Raw genomic sequence first — 18,252 nt, 5'->3', positions numbered from 1 at the left:
CCGCCGCCGAGGCCGCCCAGAAGGCCGCTGCCCAGAACAAGCCGCAGCCGAGGCCCCAGCCCCGGCCGAAGCCGCGCCCGGCCGACCCGACGCCCACCCCGCCCCCGCCGTCCTCGAACGGTGGCGTGTCGGCCGTCCTCGCCTACGCCCGCGCCCAGGTCGGCAAGCCCTACCTGTGGGGCGCCGAGGGTCCGGACAGCTTCGACTGCTCCGGCCTGACGATGCGCGCGTGGCAGCAGGCCGGCGTCAACCTCTCGCACTACACCGGCGCCCAGTGGGGCGAGACGAGCCGCGTCGCCATCAGCGAGCTGCAGCCCGGTGACCTCGTCTTCTACGGCAGCTCGGGCGAGTCCAGCCACCACGTCGGCCTCTACGTCGGCGGTGACCAGATGATCGAGGCACCGCACGCCGGAGCCAACGTCCGGTACGCGTCCATCTACCGCTCCGACCTGCTGCCCTACGGCGGCCGCCCGTAGCCCCGAGGCCCGACAGCCCCCAACCAGGGAGCCCCCGGACGACCAGAGTCGTCCAGGGGCTCAACGGTGCACGGGGGCGGTGAGGCCCCGGTGGGTCACTCCGTCGGCGGCTGGGCCTCGGACATCGGCTCGGCCATGGTGTCCGGCATGCGCCAGCGCGCCGTGGTCATGCCGGCAGCCTTGGCGCGGTCGATGGCCTCGCGCACGACGCGCTCGGCCTCCTCGCGGCCCGCCCAGTGGGCGCCCTCGACGGACTTGCCGGGCTCGAGGTCCTTGTAGGTCTCGAAGAAGTGCTGGATCTCGAGGCGGTCGAAGCTGCTGACCTGCTCGAGGTCGGTGATGTGGGCCTGGCGGGGGTCGCCGGCCGGCACGCACAGGATCTTGTCGTCGCCGCCGGCCTCGTCGCGCATGTGGAACATGCCGATGGGACGGGCGCGCACCAGGCACCCGGGGAACGTCGGCTCCTCGAGCAGCACCAGGGCGTCGAGCGGGTCGCTGTCCTCGCCGAGGCTGTCCTCGACGTAGCCGTAGTCGGCGGGGTAGCGGGTGGAGGTGAACAGCAGCCGGTCGAGGCGGATGCGGCCCGTCTCGTGGTCGACCTCGTACTTGTTGCGATGTCCCTGCGGGATCTCGATGGTGACGTCGAACTCCACGACGCTGGTCCCTTCCGTTGGTGCGCGCGCCTATGACCTAGGCTCGCGCCCAAGTGTTCCGTATGACGCAAGTCCAGCGCCGAGGGGGTCGAGTGCGTCGCTTCCTCGCCGCGGCGGTCGCCGTGCTGGTGCTGGTGGTCGGCTACGGCGCGCTCGACGTCTACGACCTCGTGCCGGGGTTCCTGACACGCGCGCCCCGCAGCAACAGCGGCACCGCGCCCGCGGGCAGCTCTCCGACGCCCACGGCCACCGACCCCGCCGTCGTGGTCCCGACGATGGACTCGGGCGCCCAGCCGCTCGCACCGGCATCGGCGGGCGCGCCCATCCCGTCGGCCAAGGGTGTGGCTGCCGCACTGGCGGCCGTCCTGCGCCAGCCGTCGCTCGGCCCGTCCCCGGGGGTCCTGGTGAGGGACGCGTTCACCGGGCAGGTCCTGCTGCAGCGGGGAGTGGACCGCGAGCACGTTCCGGCGTCCACCCTCAAGCTCCTGACGGCCCTCGCGGTGGACACCACCCTCGACCCGGCGGCGACGATGCCGACGACGGTGGTCCAGGGCGCCACGGCCGGCCAGCTCGTGCTCGTCGCGGGCGGCGACACCATGCTGGCGCCCGGCAAGGGCCGGGCCGGTGCGGTCGAGGGGCGCGCCGGCCTCGCCGACCTCGCCGCCCAGGTCGCCACGGCGCTGCAGGCCTCGGGCACGACCACCATCACCCTGCGCCTCGACCTGAGCCACGCCCGCGGACCCCGGTACGCCCCCACGTGGCTCCCGGCCGACGTGACGGCCGGCTACACCGGGGGTGTATCGATGCTGGGCCTGGCCGGTGAGCGGGCCGTTCCCGGCCACCCGGCCCCGCGCGACCCCGAGGCGTCCACCGCCGCGGCGTTCGTGGCGGCGCTGGCCAAGCAGGGCATCACGGCCAGGCTGACGCCGGAGCGGACCTGGAGCGCGCCGGTGGCTGCAGGGGCCCTCGAGCTCGGCAGGGTCGAGTCGGCGCCCATCGGCGACGTCCTCGCCCTGGCCCTCGACGAGAGCGACAACGCGCTCACCGAGGGCCTGGCGCGGCAGGCCGCCGTCAAGGCCGGGGGAGCCGCCACCTTCGCCTCGGCCGTCGCCCTCGTGGAGAAGGTCGCCGCCGCCCACGGCGTCGACCTCGCCGGGTCGACCATCAAGGACACCAGCGGGCTCTCCCCGGGCCAGCTGGTCTCGCCGCGTGTGCTGTCCGACGTCCTGCAGCTCGGCGCGGACGGCTCCGTCCCGGCGATGCAGGAGACGGTGGCCGGCCTGCCCGTCGCCGGTCTCACCGGCACGCTGCACGACCGGTTCACGACCACTCTGACGCGCCCCGCCGCCGGCATCGCCCGGGCCAAGACGGGCACCCTGACCGGTGCGAGCGCGATGGCCGGCACGGTCATCGACGCCGACGGTCGCGTGCTGTCCTACGTCGTCCAGGCCGACCGGATCCCGGCCGGGGTCGGAACGCTGGCGGCGAGGGCGACGTTGGACCGCTTCGTGGCTGCGCTCGCGACCTGCGGCTGCCGCTGACCTACCGTGAGGGGATGACCGTGCCTCGACAGTCGACCACCCGCTACGTCGACTGGGAGTTCGCGAAGGCGACCGGCTCCCGGCTCGTGCCCGCGGGGCCCAGCGTGACGGCGGCCGAGGCCGCCTCCGTGGTGGCCGAGGTGCGCGAGGCGGCCAGGCGGGCACGCCAGCCCGTCGCCGACACCGCGCGGATGCACGCCCCCGGTGACGCTCCGGGCGCCCTGGTCGTCGACCGGCCGACCTGGATCGCCCTCAACGCCGACTCGATGTCGGCCCTCATGGACCCCGTCTTCGGCACCCTGATCGACAAGCAGAAGAAGGCCCCCGGCGACCTCGCCAAGGCCGTCGGTGGCCGGGTCACCGGCGCCGAGGCCGGCGCCATGCTCGCCTTCATGGCCGGCAAGGTGCTGGGCCAGTACGACCTGGCGCCCGACGGCACGCCCCAGCTGCTGCTCGTCGCGCCCAACCTCGTGCAGGTCGAGCGCGAGCTGGGCCTGGACCCCAGCGACTTCCGGCTGTGGGTCTGCATGCACGAGGAGACCCACCGGGTGCAGTTCACCGCGGTGCCGTGGCTGCGCAACCACATGGTCGAGCGGGTGCGCACCCTCGCCACCGACCTCGTGCCCGACCCGGAGACGATGCAGGAGACGCTCCAGCGGGTCGTCCACCAGCTCCCCGACGCGGTGCGCAGCGGAGGCGCGGGCATCACCGAGCTCATCGCGACACCCGAGCAGCGCGAGCGCCTGGCCGAGGTCACCGCCGTCATGTCCCTGCTCGAGGGCCACGCCGACGTCGTCATGGACGAGGTCGGTCCGCAGGTCATCCCGAGCGTGGCCCACATCCGCCAGCGCTTCAACGAGCGGCGCAAGGGCGTCGGTGCCTTCGACCGCGTGCTGCGCCGACTGCTCGGCCTCGAGGCCAAGATGCGCCAGTACCGCGACGGAGCGGTGTTCGTCCGTGAGGTCACCGCCGCCGTGGGCACCGACGGGTTCAACCGGGTCTGGGAGTCCCCCGAGACGCTGCCCAAGCCGGCCGAGATCGAGAAGCCGGCGGCGTGGGTCGCCCGGGTCCACGGCTGACGTGACCGGGCCGCACCCGGCCACCGCGGCGACGCGCCTGGCTGTCCGCCGCGCGCTGCAGGAGTGCGGTCCCGGCGACCTCGTGCTGGTCGCCGTGAGCGGGGGCGCCGACTCCCTGGCCCTGGCGGCTGCCACCGCCTTCGAGGTGCCCGCGCTGGCCCTGCGCTCCGGCGCGGTCGTGGTCGACCACGGCCTCCAGCCGGGCTCCGCCGCCGTGGCGCAGCGGGCGGCGCAGGCGTGCCGCGACCTCGGCCTCGACCCGGTCGAGGTCGCCACCGTGGAGGTGGACCCGGCGGCCGGCGGTCCCGAAGCAGCGGCGAGGTCGGCCCGGTACGCCGCGCTCGACGAGGCCGCGGGCAGGCTCGGCGCCACGCGCGTCCTGCTGGGACACACCCTCGACGACCAGGCCGAGCAGGTGCTGCTCGGGCTGGTCCGCGGCGCCGGTGGCCGGTCCCTGGCCGGTATGCCGCGTGTCCGCGGCCACCACGTGCGGCCGCTGCTCGGGGTCACCCGGGAGCAGACCCGGGCGTCCTGCCGGGCGGAGGGCCTGCAGTGGTGGGAGGACCCGATGAACGAGGACCCCGCCTACACGCGCGTGCGCGCCCGCCGGGCCCTGCTCGACCTCGAGCGCGACCTCGGGCCGGGGGTCGCCGCAGCACTGGCCCGCACCGCAGACCACCTGCGCGAGGACACCGACCTGCTCGACGCGCTCGCGGACGAGGCGGCGGCGGCCCTCGGCGCCGGTCCCTGGGACGTCGCCGGGCTCCTCGCCACCCCGCGGCCGGTGCGCACGCGGGTGTGGCGGCGGCTCGCCGTCGTGGCCGGCGCCCCGGCCGGCCGGCTCAGCACCCGGCACACCGACGCCTGCGACGCCCTGCTCACCCGGTGGCACGGCCAGGGCCCGGTGAGCCTGCCCGGGGGCCTGCGCGCCACCCGCGTCGACGGCCGGGTGTCCATCCGGGTACCCATCGCCGCGCCCGCTCCGGTTGAATAGCCCCGCAGGCCCAACCGCACCCCGCTCACGCACCACCCGATTCGTCACCAGGAGAAGAGCCGTGGACGCTGCCCACATGGGAGCCGATCTGGAGAAGGTCCTCATCACCGAGGAGGAGATCCACGCCCGGCTCGAGGAGCTGGCGGCCGAGGTCTGGACCGAGTACGAGGGCAAGGACCTGCTGCTCGTGGGCGTGCTCAAGGGCGCGGTGATGGTCATGGCCGACCTGTCGCGCGCGCTGCCGGGCACGGCTCCCGTCGACTGGATGGCCGTGTCCTCCTACGGCTCGGGCACCAAGTCCTCCGGCGTCGTGCGGATCCTCAAGGACCTCGACACCGACATCACCGGCAAGCACGTGCTCATCGTCGAGGACATCGTCGACTCGGGCCTGACCCTGTCGTGGATCAAGTCCAACCTGGAGTCGCGCTCGCCCGCCTCCGTGGAGATCTGCACCCTGCTGCGCAAGCCCGAGGCCGCCAAGGTCGAGATCGACGTCCGGTGGGTCGGGTTCGACATCGCCAACGAGTTCGTCGTCGGCTACGGCCTCGACTACGCCGAGCGCTACCGCAACCTGCGCGTCGTCGGCACCCTCGCCCCGCACGTCTACGCCTGACCCTCCACGGCGTACGCCGCCGCGCGCCGGCGCGTCCACCACGCGGAAGGGACGCGGGCGGGGCGGAACACGGGGCTCCTCCGCGTCGTTGTCCAGCACGAACCACGCCGGCACCTCCGTAGTACCGTCGTGGTGGGACCGCTCCCCGACCCGGGCCGCGGCACACAGCGTGATCGAGCAGGAGGCACGGGGCGGCCAGCCCCGCTACACACATGGATTTCAAGCGCATCCTTCGGGCCCCGTTGTTCTGGGTCGTCGCGGTCATCGCGATCACGCTGATGGTCTTCAGCCTCAGCGACGCCGGTGGCTACACCCGCATCGACACCTCTGCGGCCGAGCAGCTCATCACGCAGAAGAAGGTCGAGAAGGTCACGATCACCAACAACGAGGTCGTGGACATCGACCTCAAGAGTGGTCAGACCTACTCCGACGGCAAGAACATCAAGGGCGCGACCAAGGTCCGGACCGAGTACGTCGAGGCCGCCGGCCCCGGTTTCGTCAAGCTGGTCGCCGACAACCCGCCTCCCGGTGGCTTCAACCAGGACAACAAGGGCACCAACCCCTTCGTCGCCCTGCTCGGGTCGCTGCTGCCGATCATCATCCTGCTGGGCCTGTTCTGGTTCCTCATGACCCAGATGCAGGGCGGCGGCTCGCGCGTCATGCAGTTCGGCAAGTCCAAGGCCAAGCTCGCCTCCAAGGACACCCCGAAGGTCACCTTCTCCGACGTCGCCGGGGTCGACGAGGCCGTCGAGGAGCTCCACGAGATCAAGGAGTTCCTCTCCGAGCCGTCGAAGTTCCTGGCCGTCGGCGCCAAGATCCCCAAGGGCGTCCTGCTCTACGGTCCTCCCGGCACCGGCAAGACCCTGCTGGCCCGCGCGGTCGCCGGTGAGGCCGGCGTGCCGTTCTACTCGATCTCCGGCTCGGACTTCGTCGAGATGTTCGTCGGTGTCGGTGCCTCCCGCGTCCGCGACCTGTTCGAGCAGGCCAAGGCCAATGCCCCCGCGATCGTGTTCGTCGACGAGATCGACGCCGTCGGCCGCCACCGCGGCGCCGGCCTGGGCGGTGGCCACGACGAGCGCGAGCAGACCCTCAACCAGCTGCTCGTGGAGATGGACGGGTTCGACGTCAAGACCAACGTCATCCTCATCGCCGCCACCAACCGCCCCGACATCCTCGACCCGGCGCTGCTGCGCCCCGGCCGCTTCGACCGCCAGATCGCCGTCGAGGCACCCGACATGATCGGCCGCCACCGCATCCTCGAGGTCCACTCACAGGGCAAGCCGATGGCTGCCGGCGTCGACCTGCTGGCCGTCGCCCGTCGCACGCCCGGGTTCACCGGTGCCGACCTCGCCAACGTCCTCAACGAGGCGGCGCTGCTCACCGCCCGCAGTGACGGCAAGCTCATCGACGACGCCGCGCTCGACGAGGCCATCGACCGCGTCATCGCAGGCCCGCAGAAGCGCACCCGGATCATGTCCGCCAAGGAGCGCAAGATCACGGCCTACCACGAGGCCGGCCACGCCCTGGTCGCCTCGGCGATGAACCACCTGGACCCCGTCACCAAGGTGACGATCCTGCCCCGCGGCCGCGCGCTCGGCTACACGATGGTCATGCCGACCGACGACAAGTACTCCACCACTCGCAACGAGATCCTCGACCAGCTCGCCTACGCCCTCGGCGGCCGCGTCGCCGAGGAGGTCGTCTTCCACGACCCCACCACCGGCGCCGCCAACGACATCGAGAAGGCCACCGCGATGGCCCGCAAGATGGTCACCGAGTACGGCATGAGCGAGCGCGTCGGCGCGATCAAGCTGGGCCAGAGCCAGGGCGAGGTCTTCCTCGGCCGCGACATGGGCCACCAGCGCGACTACAGCGAGGAGATCGCCAGCGTCGTCGACACCGAGGTGCGCTCCCTCATCGAGCACGCGCACGACGAGGCGTGGCACGTCATCAACGACAACCGCGACATCCTCGACCGGCTCGTCCTCGACCTGCTCGAGCACGAGACGCTCAACGCCAAGGAGCTGGCCGTGATCTTCGAGCCGGTGCGCAAGCGCCCGCTGCGGCCCACCTGGCTCTCGAGCGAGACCCGGTTCCTGTCCGACCAGCCGCCGGTGCTGACCCCCGCCGAGCGGGCGGCCCAGAACGGCTCCCACGGCCTGGAGTCCGCAGGCTCGGACCGCCAGACCGCCGAGGCGATCGACCGGGCGGCCGAGGCGGGCACGCCGAAGGCGGCCGAGGAGCACCCGCCCACGCAGGTCATCGAGGTCCCCGAAGGTGGCCAGGTCTCCCCGAATGAGCACTGACGGCCGGGCGCACGTGGTCGACCACGCCCGGGCCGAGGCCGCGGTGCGTGAGCTGCTGCTCGCCATAGGGGAGGACCCCGACCGCGACGGCCTCGTCGAGACCCCGGCCCGGGTCGCGCGGGCGTACGGCGAGTTCTTCGCCGGCCTGCGCATCGACGCGGCCGAGGTGCTGTCCAAGACCTTCGAGATCGCGCACGAGGAGATGATCCTCGTGCGCGACATCGAGGTCTACAGCATGTGCGAGCACCACCTCGTGCCGTTCCACGGCGTCGCCCACGTGGGGTACATCCCGGCCAAGGACGGGCGCGTCACCGGCCTGTCCAAGCTGGCCAGGCTGGTCGAGGTCTACGCCCGCCGCCCGCAGGTCCAGGAGCGGCTCACGACCCAGGTGGCCGACGCCCTCGTCGAGCACGTGGGAGCCCAGGGCGTCATCGTGGTCATCGAGTGCGAGCACCTGTGCATGTCCATGCGGGGCATCCGCAAGCCCGGCTCGAGGACCATCACCTCGGCCGTGCGCGGCCAGCTGCGCGACCCGGCGACCCGCGCCGAGGCCATGGCGCTGCTGCTCGGTGGCAAGCGGTGAGCGGACGCGGTTCCACGCGCCCCACCAGACCCGAGCAGAGCACCAGCTCCAAGACCCCTGTCGGCTCCGAACCCGCTGCCGGCCACCGGCCGGTCGCCAGGCCCGCCGCCACCTTGCCGACGTTCCTCGCCGCGCCCGGCATCCCCCGGCTGCTCGGCACCCTGACCTACCTCGTCGGGGCGGTCGACCTGCTCACGGGGCTGCTGCACACCTGGCGACTGCGGCTGCACGGGGTCACCGAGATCCTCCCCGGCGCCCTCACCGACGCCGCTGCGGCGGCCACCGTGGTCTCCGGCGTGTTCCTCGTCCTGCTCGGCCACTCCCTCAAGCGTCGCAAGCGGCGTGCGTGGCGAGCCGCCGTGGCCCTGCTCGGCCTCTCGGTGGTGCTGCACGTCGTCAAGCCCGAGCCCGTCGCCGCCCTCGTCGCCGCTGCAGGCCTCGTGCTGCTGGTGCGGCACCGCGACGAGTTCCGGGCCCTCGGCGACCCCTCCACCCGCTGGCGCGCCGTGCGCCTGTTCTTCGCCCTGCTCGCCGTGTCGCTCGTCGCGGGCACCCTGGTCATCTGGCTCAACCGCCGCGACACCGTCGGCGGGTTCCCGGGTCTGGGCGACCTGGTCCGCGAGCTGGCCTACGGCATGGTCGGCGCCACCGGGCCGCTCGTGTTCACCCGCGACCGGTCCAACGACGTCGTGGGGTCGCTGCTGCTCGGCCTGGGCCTGATGACGCTGCTGACCCCGGCCTACCTCGCCCTGCGCAGCCCCGAGCCGCTGCCGCAGGTGGGCGAGGACGAGGAGCAGCGCGTGCGCGAGCTGATGGCCCGGCACGCCGACTCCCTTGCCTACTTCAACACCCGCCGCGACAAGAGCCTCGTCTGGTCGGCCACCGGGAAGTCGGCGATCGCCTACCGGGTGGTCTCCGGGGTGATGCTCGCCAGTGGCGACCCCATCGGCGACCCCGAGGCGTGGCCGGGCGCGATCTCCGCGTTCCTCGATGAGGCGCAGGAGCACGCCTGGACCCCCGCGGTCCTCGGCTGCTCCGAGTACGCCGGCACGGTGTGGGTGCGCGAGACGGGCTTCTCGGCGCTCGAGCTCGGCGACGAGGCGGTCGTCGACACCACCGAGTTCACCCTCCAGGGCCGGCCGATGCGCAACGTTCGCCAGATGGTCGGGCGCATCGCCCGCGCCGGGTACACGGTCGACGTGGACCGGGTGCGCGACGTCGACACCTCCGTGCGGGCGACCGCGCTCGCCGACGCGGCGGCCTGGCGGTCCTCGGCCACCGAGCGTGGGTTCTCCATGGCGCTCGGGCGACTGCTCGACGACTCCGACCCCGACTGCGTCTTCGTCGCGGCACGGCAGGATGGGGTGGTGCGCGCGTTCCTGCAGTTCGTCCCCTGGGGTGCCGACGGCATGTCCCTGGACGTCATGCGTCGCGACTCCACCGCCGAGGGTGGCGTCAACGAGCTGATGATCGTCGAGGCCCTGCAGGCGGCCAAGGGGCTCGGCGTGCGCCGGGTCTCCCTCAACTTCGCCGCCTTCCGCTCTGCCCTCGAGCGCGGGGAGAAGCTCGGCGCCGGCCCGGTCCTGCGGCTGTGGCGCCGCGTGCTCCTGTTCGCCTCGCGGTGGCTGCAGATCGAGAGCCTGTACCGGTTCAACGCCAAGTTCCAGCCGGCGTGGCAGCCGCGCTTCCTCGTGTACCCCGCCGCCGGCGACCTGCCGCGCGTCGGGTTCGCTGCCCTGGAGGCCGAGGCGTTCCTCACCTGGCCGAGGCTGCGCTGGTTCGGGGGCCACACGTGAGCCGGCCCGGCTGGCCGCTGCGCCGCGACGACGGACTGCCCGTGGTGATGGGCGTCGTCAACGTCACCCCCGACTCCTTCAGCGACGGCGGCGAGTGGTTCGAGCCGTCCGCTGCCATCGCGCACGGCCTCGAGCTCGTCGCCCAGGGCGCGGACCTCGTCGACGTGGGCGGCGAGTCCACCCGGCCGGGCGCCCAGCGGCCGAGTGTGGAGGAGGAGCTGCGCCGGGTGCTGCCCGTCGTCGAGGCGCTGTCACACCAGGGGGTGGCGGTCTCCGTCGACACCATGAGGGCGCAGGTCGCCGAGCAGGCCCTGCGGGCGGGCGCTGCCGTCGTCAACGACGTGTCCGGCGGCCTCGCCGATGACGCGATGGTGGGCGTCGTCGCCCGGACGGGTGCGCCCTACATCGCCATGCACTGGCGCGGGCACAGCACCGACATGCAGTCGCGGGCCGTCTACGAGGACGTGGTCGCGGAGGTCTGCGCCGAGCTCGCCGAGCGCGCCAGGGTGATCATGGACGCCGGCGTCGACGCCGACCGGCTGGTCCTCGACCCGGGGTTCGGGTTCGCCAAGCTCGCCCACCACAACTGGCTGCTGCTGCGCCACCTCGACCGGGTCCTCGACCTCGGGCACCCGGTGCTCGTCGGCACCTCGCGCAAGACGTTCCTCGGCAGGCTGGGGCTGGCCGACGGCGAGGCGTCGAGACCGCCCGCGGAGCGCGACGTCGCCACGGCGGCGACGTCGGTCCACGCCGCGCGCTCGGGCGCGTGGGGCGTACGGGTGCACCACGTGCCGTCCACCCTCGATGCGTTGCGGGCCACCGCCGCCATCGAGCACGCCACCGAAAGCACCACCGACCGCACCACCGACCGCACCACCGACCGCACCACCGACGGAGGATGACGGCTGTGTCCGACCAGATCGTGCTCAAGGGGATCTCGGCGGTGGGGCACCACGGGGTGCTCGACTTCGAGAAGCGGGACGGGCAGACGTTCGTCGTCGACGTGACCATGCAGGTCGACCTCGCCCCCGCGGGTGCCAGCGACGACCTCGCCGACACCGTCAACTACGCCGAGGTCGCCGGCGACGTGGTCGCCCTCGTGCAGGGCGAGCCGCTCGACCTCATCGAGGCCCTCGCCGCCCGGATCGCAGACCGCGTGCTGGCCCGTCCGCTCGTCGAGGCGGTCGAGGTCGTGGTCCACAAGCCGCAGGCCCCGGTGGGGCACCCGTTCACCGACGTGCAGGTGCGCGTCGTGCGCGAGCGGCAGGCGCCGGTCGTGGTTGCGCTCGGCTCCAACCTCGGCGAGTCGGTCGAGACCCTCCACGACGCGACGGTCGCCCTCTTCGCCCTGCTCGACATCGTCGAGGTCTCTTCCCTGGTGGAGACCGACCCGGTCGGCGGACCGGACCAGCCGCCCTACCTCAACGCCGTCGTCACCGGCACGACCCACCTCGCCCCGTCCTCGCTGCTCGCCGGGCTGCACGACATCGAGCGCGCGCACGGCCGCACCCGCGAGGTGCACTGGGGCCCACGGACGCTCGACCTCGACCTCGTGCAGTACGGCGACCCCGTGTTCGACACCGACGTGGTCATGGACTCCGCGACGCTGACGCTGCCGCACCCGCGGGCCCACGAGCGGGCCTTCGTCCTGGTGCCGTGGCTGCAGGCCGAGCCCGAGGCCGTGCTGCGCGTCGACGGGACGGTGCGCCGGGTGGCCGACCTCGTCTCCACGCTGGACACCTCGGGCGTGCGCCCCGGCCCCGACGTCGACCTGCTGGAGGGCCCGTGGTGAACGAGGGCCACGGCCTGCGCTGGTCGCAGCTGGCGGGCATCACCGTCGTGGTGGCTGCGCTGTCGTGGATCGGGTGGCGGATTTACCTCGCGGGCAGCGGCAACCTGCTCGGCCCCGCGTCCTGGGTCTCGTCGCTGCTCATCGTCATCATGGCGGTGCTCGTGGTGGCGGCGGGGCTGCCGGTGCGGCGGTTCCTGCGCGGTGAGTCGACCCGTCCGTTGAGCCCCATCCGCGCAGCCCGGACGCTCGTCCTCGCGCAGGCGGCGGCGCTCACCGGCGCCGGGGTTCTGGGTTGGTACCTCGCGCAGGTCGCCCACGCGCTCGCCGACCTCGACTTCGCCGGCTACCACGAGCTGCTGTGGCGCTTGCTGGCACTGTGCGCGTCCGCCGCACTGCTCACCGTCGCGGGCATGGTCACCCAGCGCATGTGCCGGGTCGAGCCGCCCGACCGCGGCGACGAGGACTGACCCCGTCCTGCGGGCGGCAGCGGCTACTTGTCGACGTCGCCGACGACGAAGAACATCGAGCCCAGGATCGCGACCATGTCGGCGATGAGGTTGCCGGGGAGCACCTCGGCCAGCACCGCGACATTGTTGAACGACGCCGACCGCAGCTTCAGCCGCCACGGGGTCTTCTCGCCCCGGGAGACGAGGTAGTAGCCGTTGAACCCGAGCGGGTTCTCCGTGGCCGTGTAGAGGTCGCCCTCGGGCACCTTGAGCACCTTGGGCAGCTTGACGTTGACCGGGCCGCGGGGGAGCGTCCGCAACCGGTCGAGGCAGGCGTCGGCGAGGTCGAGGCTGACGTGCACCTGCTCGAGCAGCACCTCGAGACGCGACAGGCAGTCACCGGCCGAGCGCGTCACGACCCGGCCCGGGCCGCCCGGGGCGAACAGCTCGCCGTAGGCCAGGTAGGGCTCGTCCCGACGGAGGTCCAGGTCGACACCGGAGCCGCGCGCGATGGGGCCCGAGACCCCATACGCCGCAATGGTCTCGGTGGAGAGCACCCCGACGCCGCGGGTACGGGCCTCGAGGATCTCGTTGCCGACGATGAGTGACTCGAGGTCGGGGAGGCGCCCCCGCACGGCGGCGAGCGCGTGCGCCACTCGGTCGAGCCAGCCCGCGGGCAGGTCCTCCTTGAGGCCGCCGACGCGGTTGAACATGTAGTGCATCCGGCCGCCCGAGGCCTCCTCCATGACGGCCTGCAGCTCCTCGCGCTCGCGGAACGCGTAGAAGATCGGGGTGATCGCGCCGAGCTCGAGCGGGTAGGAGCCGAGGAACATCAGGTGGTTGAGCACCCGGTTGAGCTCCGCCAGCAGGGTGCGGGCCCAGACCGCGCGCTCGGGCACCTCCATGCCGAGCATCTGCTCCACGCCGAGCACGACCCCGAGCTCGTTGGAGAACGCCGACAGCCAGTCGTGGCGGTTGGCGAGCACGACGATCTGCCGGTAGTCGCGCACCTCGAACAGCTTCTCCGCGCCGCGGTGCATGTAGCCGACGACCGGCTCGGCCGCCACGATGCGCTCCCCGTCGACGACGATGCGCAGCCGCAGGACGCCGTGCGTGGCGGGGTGCTGCGGGCCGATGTTGAGGACCATGTCGGCGGTGGCGAGGCCGCCGGCGCCGAGGCCGACGGTGAGCTCGCGCTGGTCGCCGGTGGTCGTCATGCCTGCAGGCTAGCCGGGGCAGCCCGGGATGTTGTCCGCAGCGACGAGCCGGCCCTGGTCGTCGAGCTTGACCAGGACGGTGCTCTCGCGAGCCGCCAGGCCCACGAGGCCCTTGGCGTCGGTCGACCGCGTCTGCAGCGGCTGGTCGGCTGCGACGCAGTGGTGGTAGAGGATCCGTGCACCGTCGGCGACCGGGATCGTGAAGGTGATCTTGGCGTTCTGGTTCTCGTAGGGGACCGCGCCCTTGAACGGTGTCAGCGGCACGCCCTGCTTCGCGAGCTTCGCGTCGTCGAGCTTCTTCCAGGTCCACCGGTCGAGCTCGATGACGCTCACGCCGGCCACCTCGCTGACCTTGGCCACGGTGCCGTAGTCGTAGCCGCGGCCCTTGTCGTCGCTGGTGGGGGCCTCGGGGGCGGCGGGCTTCGAGGAGCTGGAGGAGGCGCCGCCGGCAGTGACGGTCGGGGTCACGGTGACGGTCACCGGTCCGCCGGACGGGGCGCCGCCACCACAGCCCGCAGTCGCGAGGGTGGCCAGGGTCGCGGTGGCCGCGGCGAGGGTGGTCGTGAGGGAGGCGGCGCGGCGGTTGGTCATGCGGGGGAGCTGGTGCTTCATGGGGACAGGAGGGTCCTTTCGAGGAGTCAGCAACCCCACAGTCTGCCCGCGCCGCCGTGACTGACAAAACCCGTGGCGCTGCGGCAGGCTTCCTCCGTGCCCCCGAAGAACCCGTCCGACCCCCCGGTCGATGCCGCCGACCTGCTCGACCTGGGCGACCCTGCGGTCGTCGCCGACCCGTACCCGCACCTCGCCGCCCTGAGGGCCGTGGCCCCGCTGGCCTGGCACAGCGGGATGGGCACCTGGCTCGCCACCGGGCACGCCGAGGCCGGGGCCGTCCTGCGCGACCGGCGCCTGGGCCGCCTGTTCTCGGCCCGCACACCGGCGGACGACTGGGACACCTTCAACTGGCTGCACGCCGACTCCATCCTCGACAGCGAGCCGCCCAAGCACACGAGGCTGCGGCGGCTCGTTGCCGGGGCGTTCGGGCGGGGCCACGTGCAGCGGCTCGCGCCCCGCATCGAGGAGCTCGCGGCCGGGTTGCTCGCCGACCTGCCTGACGGCGAGTTCGACGTGCTGGCCGGGTATGCCGAGCCGTTGCCGGTGCTCGTCATCGCCGAGCTGCTCGGGGTGCCCGAGGCCGACCGGCACCACCTGCGGCCGTGGAGCCAGGCGATCGTGAGGATGTACGAGGTCGACCGGACGCCGGAGGTGGAGGCGCAGGCGCGGCAGGCGGCCGCCGAGTTCGCCGCGTACGTCGAGCAGCTCGCTGCCGACCGGGCCGCCGCTCCCGGCGAGGACCTGCTGAGTGACCTCGTCCAGGCCCGCGACGGCAGCGACCGGCTGTCCTCCCACGAGCTGGTCGCCACTGCCGTCCTGCTGCTCAACGCCGGCCACGAGGCGAGCGTCAACGGGTTCGGCAACGGGCTGCACTCGTGGCTCACCGCGCCGGAACGCCCCGCCGTCGACGTGGCCGATCCTGCGGCGCGCGCCCGGCTGGTCGAGGAGCTCCTGCGCCACGACAGCCCGTTGCACCTCTTCGAGCGCACGGCCAAGGAACCCGCCACGGTGGCGGGTGTCGACCTGCAACCCGGCGACAAGGTCGCGGCGCTGCTCGGAGCCGCCAACCGCGACCCGGCCGTCTTCACCGACCCCGACCGGTTCGACCCGACCCGCGACCCCAACCCGCACCTGGCCTTCGGTGCCGGCATCCACTTCTGCATCGGCGCCCCGCTGGCCCGGCTCGAGCTGGAGGTGTCGCTGCGGACCCTGATGGCTCGGTACCCGGCCCTCGAGGTCGTCGAGGCGCAGCGTCGTCCGACCTTCGTGCTGCGCGGGTTCGAACGGCTCGTGGTGGCGCCGGTCAGCCGACCCGCTTGACCGCCCAGAGGAAGTCGCCGAACCCGCCCGGCGCGGTCAGCAACGCCGCCGCCGACGACTGCTCCAGCGCACGCAGGTAGGCGCCGGGGTCGCGCAGCGCGAGGTCGTGCGGCGGCGTCGCGCCGTCCACGCCGAGCCGCCGCAGGGCGGCCCGCTGGTCGAGCAGCTCGTCGTGGTCGAGGGTGTCCATCGCGACGTGGGCGGTGAGGTCGCACGTGCCGTCGGGCACCGGGGTGACCGTCCGTCCCTCCCGGTATGCCGCGAGCGTGCCGCCCGGGGGCCGCCCACCCGCCCGGTGCCCGTAGTCGACGGCCACCGCCACACCGCGGTGCAGCCGCCCCAGCAGGTCGGCCCAGGCGTCGTCGCGGCTCAGCCCCACCTCGACCCGGTCACCCGGGCTGGTGGCCGGCCAGTGCCGCCGCGCCCACTCGAGCTCCGCGCCGTCGACGGGGCGCCCCAGCTCCTCCACCCCCGCTGCCGGGTCCACCTCGAGGTGCCGCAGGACGCTGTCGTCGTCCACGGCGGCGACGGCGCACGGGACCACGTCGAGCCACTCGTGCGCGACGACCAGCGCGTCCTCGAGGCCGGTGAGGGAGCCGGGCAGCTCGGCGCCGCCGCCGGACCGGACCCAGTCGCAGGCCGCCGGCAGCCCGGCGGGGCGGTCGACGACGTCGACGCCGGTGAGGCGCAGGTCCGGCGCCGCGGCGTACAGGTGCGTGAGCAGCTCCCCACGTCCGGCGCCGACGTCGACGACCCGGGTCAGGCCGTTCTCCCGGGCGAGGGCGACCAGGGCGCCGGCGAGGACCGCGCCGGTTCGCCCGTGGGTCGCGGTCGTGAAGTGCCCGGCCGGGCCACGCTCGTCGCGGTAGAAGCCGTGCGGTCCGTAGAGCGCTGCCTGCCACGCCTGCTGCCACTCCACGCGCTCCATGGGCGCCACGGTAGCCACCGGCGCAGGGGGTAGCGTGCTCGCGTGACTTCGGCGGACGAGCGACCCGCGCGGCTGGACGTCGGCGTGGTCGGGAGCGGCCGCGTCGGCGCGGTGCTGGGCGCCGCCCTGCGGCGTGCGGGCCACAAGGTGGTCGCCGCCTCGGGCGTCAGCGACGCCTCCCGGGACCGGGCCGAGGTGCTGCTCCCCGGGGTGCCTCTCCTGCCCGTCGAGGACGTCGTACGGCGTGCCGAGCTCGTCCTCCTGGCCGTGCCGGACGATGCGCTGGCCGACCTCGTGGCCGGGCTTGCGAGCACCGGGGTCTGGCAGGCGGGTCAGCTCGTCGTGCACACCTCGGGCCGGCACGGGCTCGAGGTCTTCGACGCCGCCCGCGAGCAGCACGTGCTCGGGCTGGCTCTGCACCCGGCGATGACGTTCACCGGGACCGCGCTCGACCTCGACCGGCTGGCCGACTGCTGCTTCGGCGTGACCGCGCCCGAGCCGCTGCGCCCGGTGGCGGAGGCGCTCGTCCTCGAGATCGGCTCGGAGCCGGTCTGGGTGGAGCAGGAGATGCGCCCGCTCTACCACGCGGCCCTCGCCCACGGCGCGAACCACCTGGTGACCCTCGTCGCCCAGTCGCTCCAGGCCCTGGCCGCCGCCGGCGTGGAGCACCCGTCACGGGTCCTCGGGCCCCTCGTGGCCGCGGCGCTCGACAACGCCCTGCGTGCAGGTGACGCTGCCCTCACCGGCCCCGTGGCGCGGGGGGATGCCGGTACGGTGGCCGAGCACCTGCGACAACTGCAGAGCCTCACCCCCGACATCCGGCCGACCTACGTGGCGCTCGCGCGGGCGACGGCCGAGCGGGCCCTGGCCAGCGGACGCCTGCGCGCGCACGCCGCGGCGCCACTGCTGGACATCCTCGCGAGCGATCAGGAGCACTGAGTGAGCCACCCCCGCCCCGTCAGCGCCGACGGTGCCGACCCCGTCCCCGGGACCTCGGGCCCCGCGGTCGCGCGTACCCGCGACGAGCTGCGCACCGCGCGCGCCAGCCTCACCGGGGGTGACGTCGCGGTCGTCATGACCATGGGGGCCCTGCACGAGGGGCACGCGACCCTCATCGAGACCGCCCGGCGCAAGGCCGCCCACGTCGTGGTGACGATCTTCCTCAACCCGCTGCAGTTCGGCCCGCGCGAGGACCTGTCCCGCTACCCCCGGACCTTCGACTCCGACATGGAGATCTGCCGGGCCGCCGGCGTCGACCTCGTGTTCGCGCCCACCCCCGACGTGATCTACCAGGACGGCGACCCGGGCGTGCGGATCTCCGCGGGGCCGCTCGGCACCGTGCTCGAGGGGCAGGCGCGACCCGGCCACTTCGACGGCATGCTCACCGTCGTCGCCAAGCTGCTGCACCTCACCGGCGCCGACAGCGCCTACTTCGGCCAGAAGGACGCCCAGCAGCTGCTGCTCATCCGCCGTATGGTGCGCGACCTCGACTTCCCGGTCGACGTGGTCTCCGTGCCGACCGTCCGCGAGGCCGACGGCCTCGCGATGAGCAGCCGCAACACCTACCTCACCGAGTCCGACCGCGAGGTCGCCCTCTGCCTGAGCAAGGCCCTTCGCGCCGGCGCTGCTGCCGCCGCAGAGGGGCCCTCGGCCATCCGGCGCGCCGCCCGTGCCGTCCTCGTCCGCGAGCCGCTAGCGCTGGTGGACTACCTGGTCCTCGTGCACCCGTCGACCCTCGAGGACGTCCCCGAGTGGTACCGCGGAGAGGCCCTGCTCGCCGTCGCGGGCCGGGTCGGCACCACCCGACTCATCGACAACCTGCCCCTGCTCGTCGGGCCCGGCGGCCGGGCGCTCGAGGTCTTCTCGGACGTCTACACCGCCACCGCCTGAGCACAC

At 73.5% G+C, this 18,252-nt stretch carries 18 protein-coding genes; 14 read left to right on the top strand and 4 right to left on the bottom strand.

Annotated features, from left to right (window positions below):
- A partial coding sequence (locus AB4Z02_RS16295; RefSeq protein WP_441972249.1) for a C40 family peptidase occupies positions 1 to 476 on the top strand: 476 nt, incomplete at its 5' end.
- Positions 477 to 571: 95 nt separating this feature from the next.
- Here AB4Z02_RS16295 and AB4Z02_RS16290 read toward each other — a convergent pair.
- On the bottom strand, positions 572 to 1,129 hold the full coding sequence (locus AB4Z02_RS16290) for an inorganic diphosphatase (RefSeq protein ID WP_056883181.1): 558 nt from the start codon (positions 1,127 to 1,129) through the stop codon (positions 572 to 574).
- Positions 1,130 to 1,221: 92 nt separating this feature from the next.
- On the opposite strand from AB4Z02_RS16290, the gene AB4Z02_RS16285 reads away from it, so the two are divergent.
- From AB4Z02_RS16285 to AB4Z02_RS16240, 10 genes are all read left to right on the top strand, one after another.
- Complete coding sequence (locus AB4Z02_RS16285; RefSeq protein WP_441972247.1) at positions 1,222 to 2,670, top strand: D-alanyl-D-alanine carboxypeptidase/D-alanyl-D-alanine-endopeptidase; 1,449 nt, start codon at positions 1,222 to 1,224, stop codon at positions 2,668 to 2,670.
- Positions 2,671 to 2,684: 14 nt separating this feature from the next.
- Entirely contained in the window at positions 2,685 to 3,749 is a 1,065-nt protein-coding gene (locus tag AB4Z02_RS16280) for a zinc-dependent metalloprotease (protein ID WP_441972245.1), read from the top strand.
- Between the two features lies 1 nt (position 3,750).
- Positions 3,751 to 4,743: a tRNA lysidine(34) synthetase TilS gene (gene tilS, locus AB4Z02_RS16275; protein WP_441972244.1), complete on the top strand. Its 993-nt coding sequence runs from the start codon at positions 3,751 to 3,753 to the stop codon at positions 4,741 to 4,743.
- A 61-nt stretch (positions 4,744 to 4,804) separates the two neighbouring features.
- The gene (gene hpt, locus AB4Z02_RS16270; protein WP_441972242.1) at positions 4,805 to 5,356 is read left to right on the top strand and encodes a hypoxanthine phosphoribosyltransferase; all 552 of its coding nucleotides are present in this window, start codon (positions 4,805 to 4,807) and stop codon (positions 5,354 to 5,356) included.
- A 212-nt stretch (positions 5,357 to 5,568) separates the two neighbouring features.
- The gene (ftsH, locus tag AB4Z02_RS16265; protein WP_441972240.1) at positions 5,569 to 7,662 is read left to right on the top strand and encodes an ATP-dependent zinc metalloprotease FtsH; all 2,094 of its coding nucleotides are present in this window, start codon (positions 5,569 to 5,571) and stop codon (positions 7,660 to 7,662) included.
- Positions 7,652 to 8,245, top strand: a complete 594-nt coding sequence (gene folE / locus AB4Z02_RS16260; protein WP_056883187.1) for a GTP cyclohydrolase I FolE — start codon at positions 7,652 to 7,654, stop codon at positions 8,243 to 8,245. Before ftsH ends, folE begins: the two co-directional genes overlap by 11 nt.
- Entirely contained in the window at positions 8,242 to 10,041 is a 1,800-nt protein-coding gene (locus tag AB4Z02_RS16255) for a phosphatidylglycerol lysyltransferase domain-containing protein (protein ID WP_441972238.1), read from the top strand. The genes folE and AB4Z02_RS16255 overlap by 4 nt, the downstream gene beginning before the upstream one ends.
- Positions 10,042 to 10,088: 47 nt before the next feature.
- Positions 10,089 to 10,943, top strand: a complete 855-nt coding sequence (folP, locus tag AB4Z02_RS16250; RefSeq protein WP_441972255.1) for a dihydropteroate synthase — start codon at positions 10,089 to 10,091, stop codon at positions 10,941 to 10,943.
- Between the two features lie 5 nt (positions 10,944 to 10,948).
- Entirely contained in the window at positions 10,949 to 11,833 is an 885-nt protein-coding gene (gene folK / locus AB4Z02_RS16245; RefSeq protein WP_441972236.1) for a 2-amino-4-hydroxy-6-hydroxymethyldihydropteridine diphosphokinase, read from the top strand.
- On the top strand, positions 11,830 to 12,300 hold the full coding sequence (locus AB4Z02_RS16240; protein ID WP_162253896.1) for a DUF3180 domain-containing protein: 471 nt from the start codon (positions 11,830 to 11,832) through the stop codon (positions 12,298 to 12,300). The genes folK and AB4Z02_RS16240 overlap by 4 nt, the downstream gene beginning before the upstream one ends.
- A 23-nt stretch (positions 12,301 to 12,323) precedes the next feature.
- Here AB4Z02_RS16240 and AB4Z02_RS16235 read toward each other — a convergent pair whose 3' ends face one another.
- Entirely contained in the window at positions 12,324 to 13,496 is a 1,173-nt protein-coding gene (locus AB4Z02_RS16235; protein WP_441972234.1) for an NADH-quinone oxidoreductase subunit D, read from the bottom strand.
- A gap of 9 nt (positions 13,497 to 13,505) precedes the next feature.
- Entirely contained in the window at positions 13,506 to 14,108 is a 603-nt protein-coding gene (locus tag AB4Z02_RS16230) for a hypothetical protein (protein WP_441972233.1), read from the bottom strand.
- A 96-nt stretch (positions 14,109 to 14,204) separates the two neighbouring features.
- On the opposite strand from AB4Z02_RS16230, the gene AB4Z02_RS16225 reads away from it, so the two are divergent.
- The gene (locus AB4Z02_RS16225) at positions 14,205 to 15,428 is read left to right on the top strand and encodes a cytochrome P450 (RefSeq protein WP_441972232.1); all 1,224 of its coding nucleotides are present in this window, start codon (positions 14,205 to 14,207) and stop codon (positions 15,426 to 15,428) included.
- Here AB4Z02_RS16225 and AB4Z02_RS16220 read toward each other — a convergent pair.
- Entirely contained in the window at positions 15,412 to 16,356 is a 945-nt protein-coding gene (locus AB4Z02_RS16220; protein WP_441972230.1) for an SAM-dependent methyltransferase, read from the bottom strand. The two genes, AB4Z02_RS16225 and AB4Z02_RS16220, sit on opposite strands and share 17 nt — an antisense overlap.
- Positions 16,357 to 16,398: 42 nt before the next feature.
- On the opposite strand from AB4Z02_RS16220, the gene AB4Z02_RS16215 reads away from it, so the two are divergent.
- Positions 16,399 to 17,295 carry a Rossmann-like and DUF2520 domain-containing protein gene (locus tag AB4Z02_RS16215; protein ID WP_441972228.1) on the top strand — a complete coding sequence of 299 codons (897 nt, stop codon included), beginning with the start codon at positions 16,399 to 16,401 and terminating at the stop codon, positions 17,293 to 17,295.
- A complete protein-coding gene (panC, locus tag AB4Z02_RS16210) occupies positions 17,296 to 18,246 on the top strand; it encodes a pantoate--beta-alanine ligase (RefSeq protein ID WP_056883194.1) in 951 nt (316 codons plus the stop codon). It begins immediately after the preceding gene.
- Positions 18,247 to 18,252 lie beyond the last annotated feature (6 nt).

Source organism: Pedococcus sp. 2YAF34, assembly GCF_052114585.1.
GTDB lineage: Bacteria > Actinomycetota > Actinomycetes > Actinomycetales > Dermatophilaceae > Pedococcus.
Note: the sequence above shows the minus strand (reverse complement) of the source record. Positions and strands in the feature narration are given on the sequence as shown.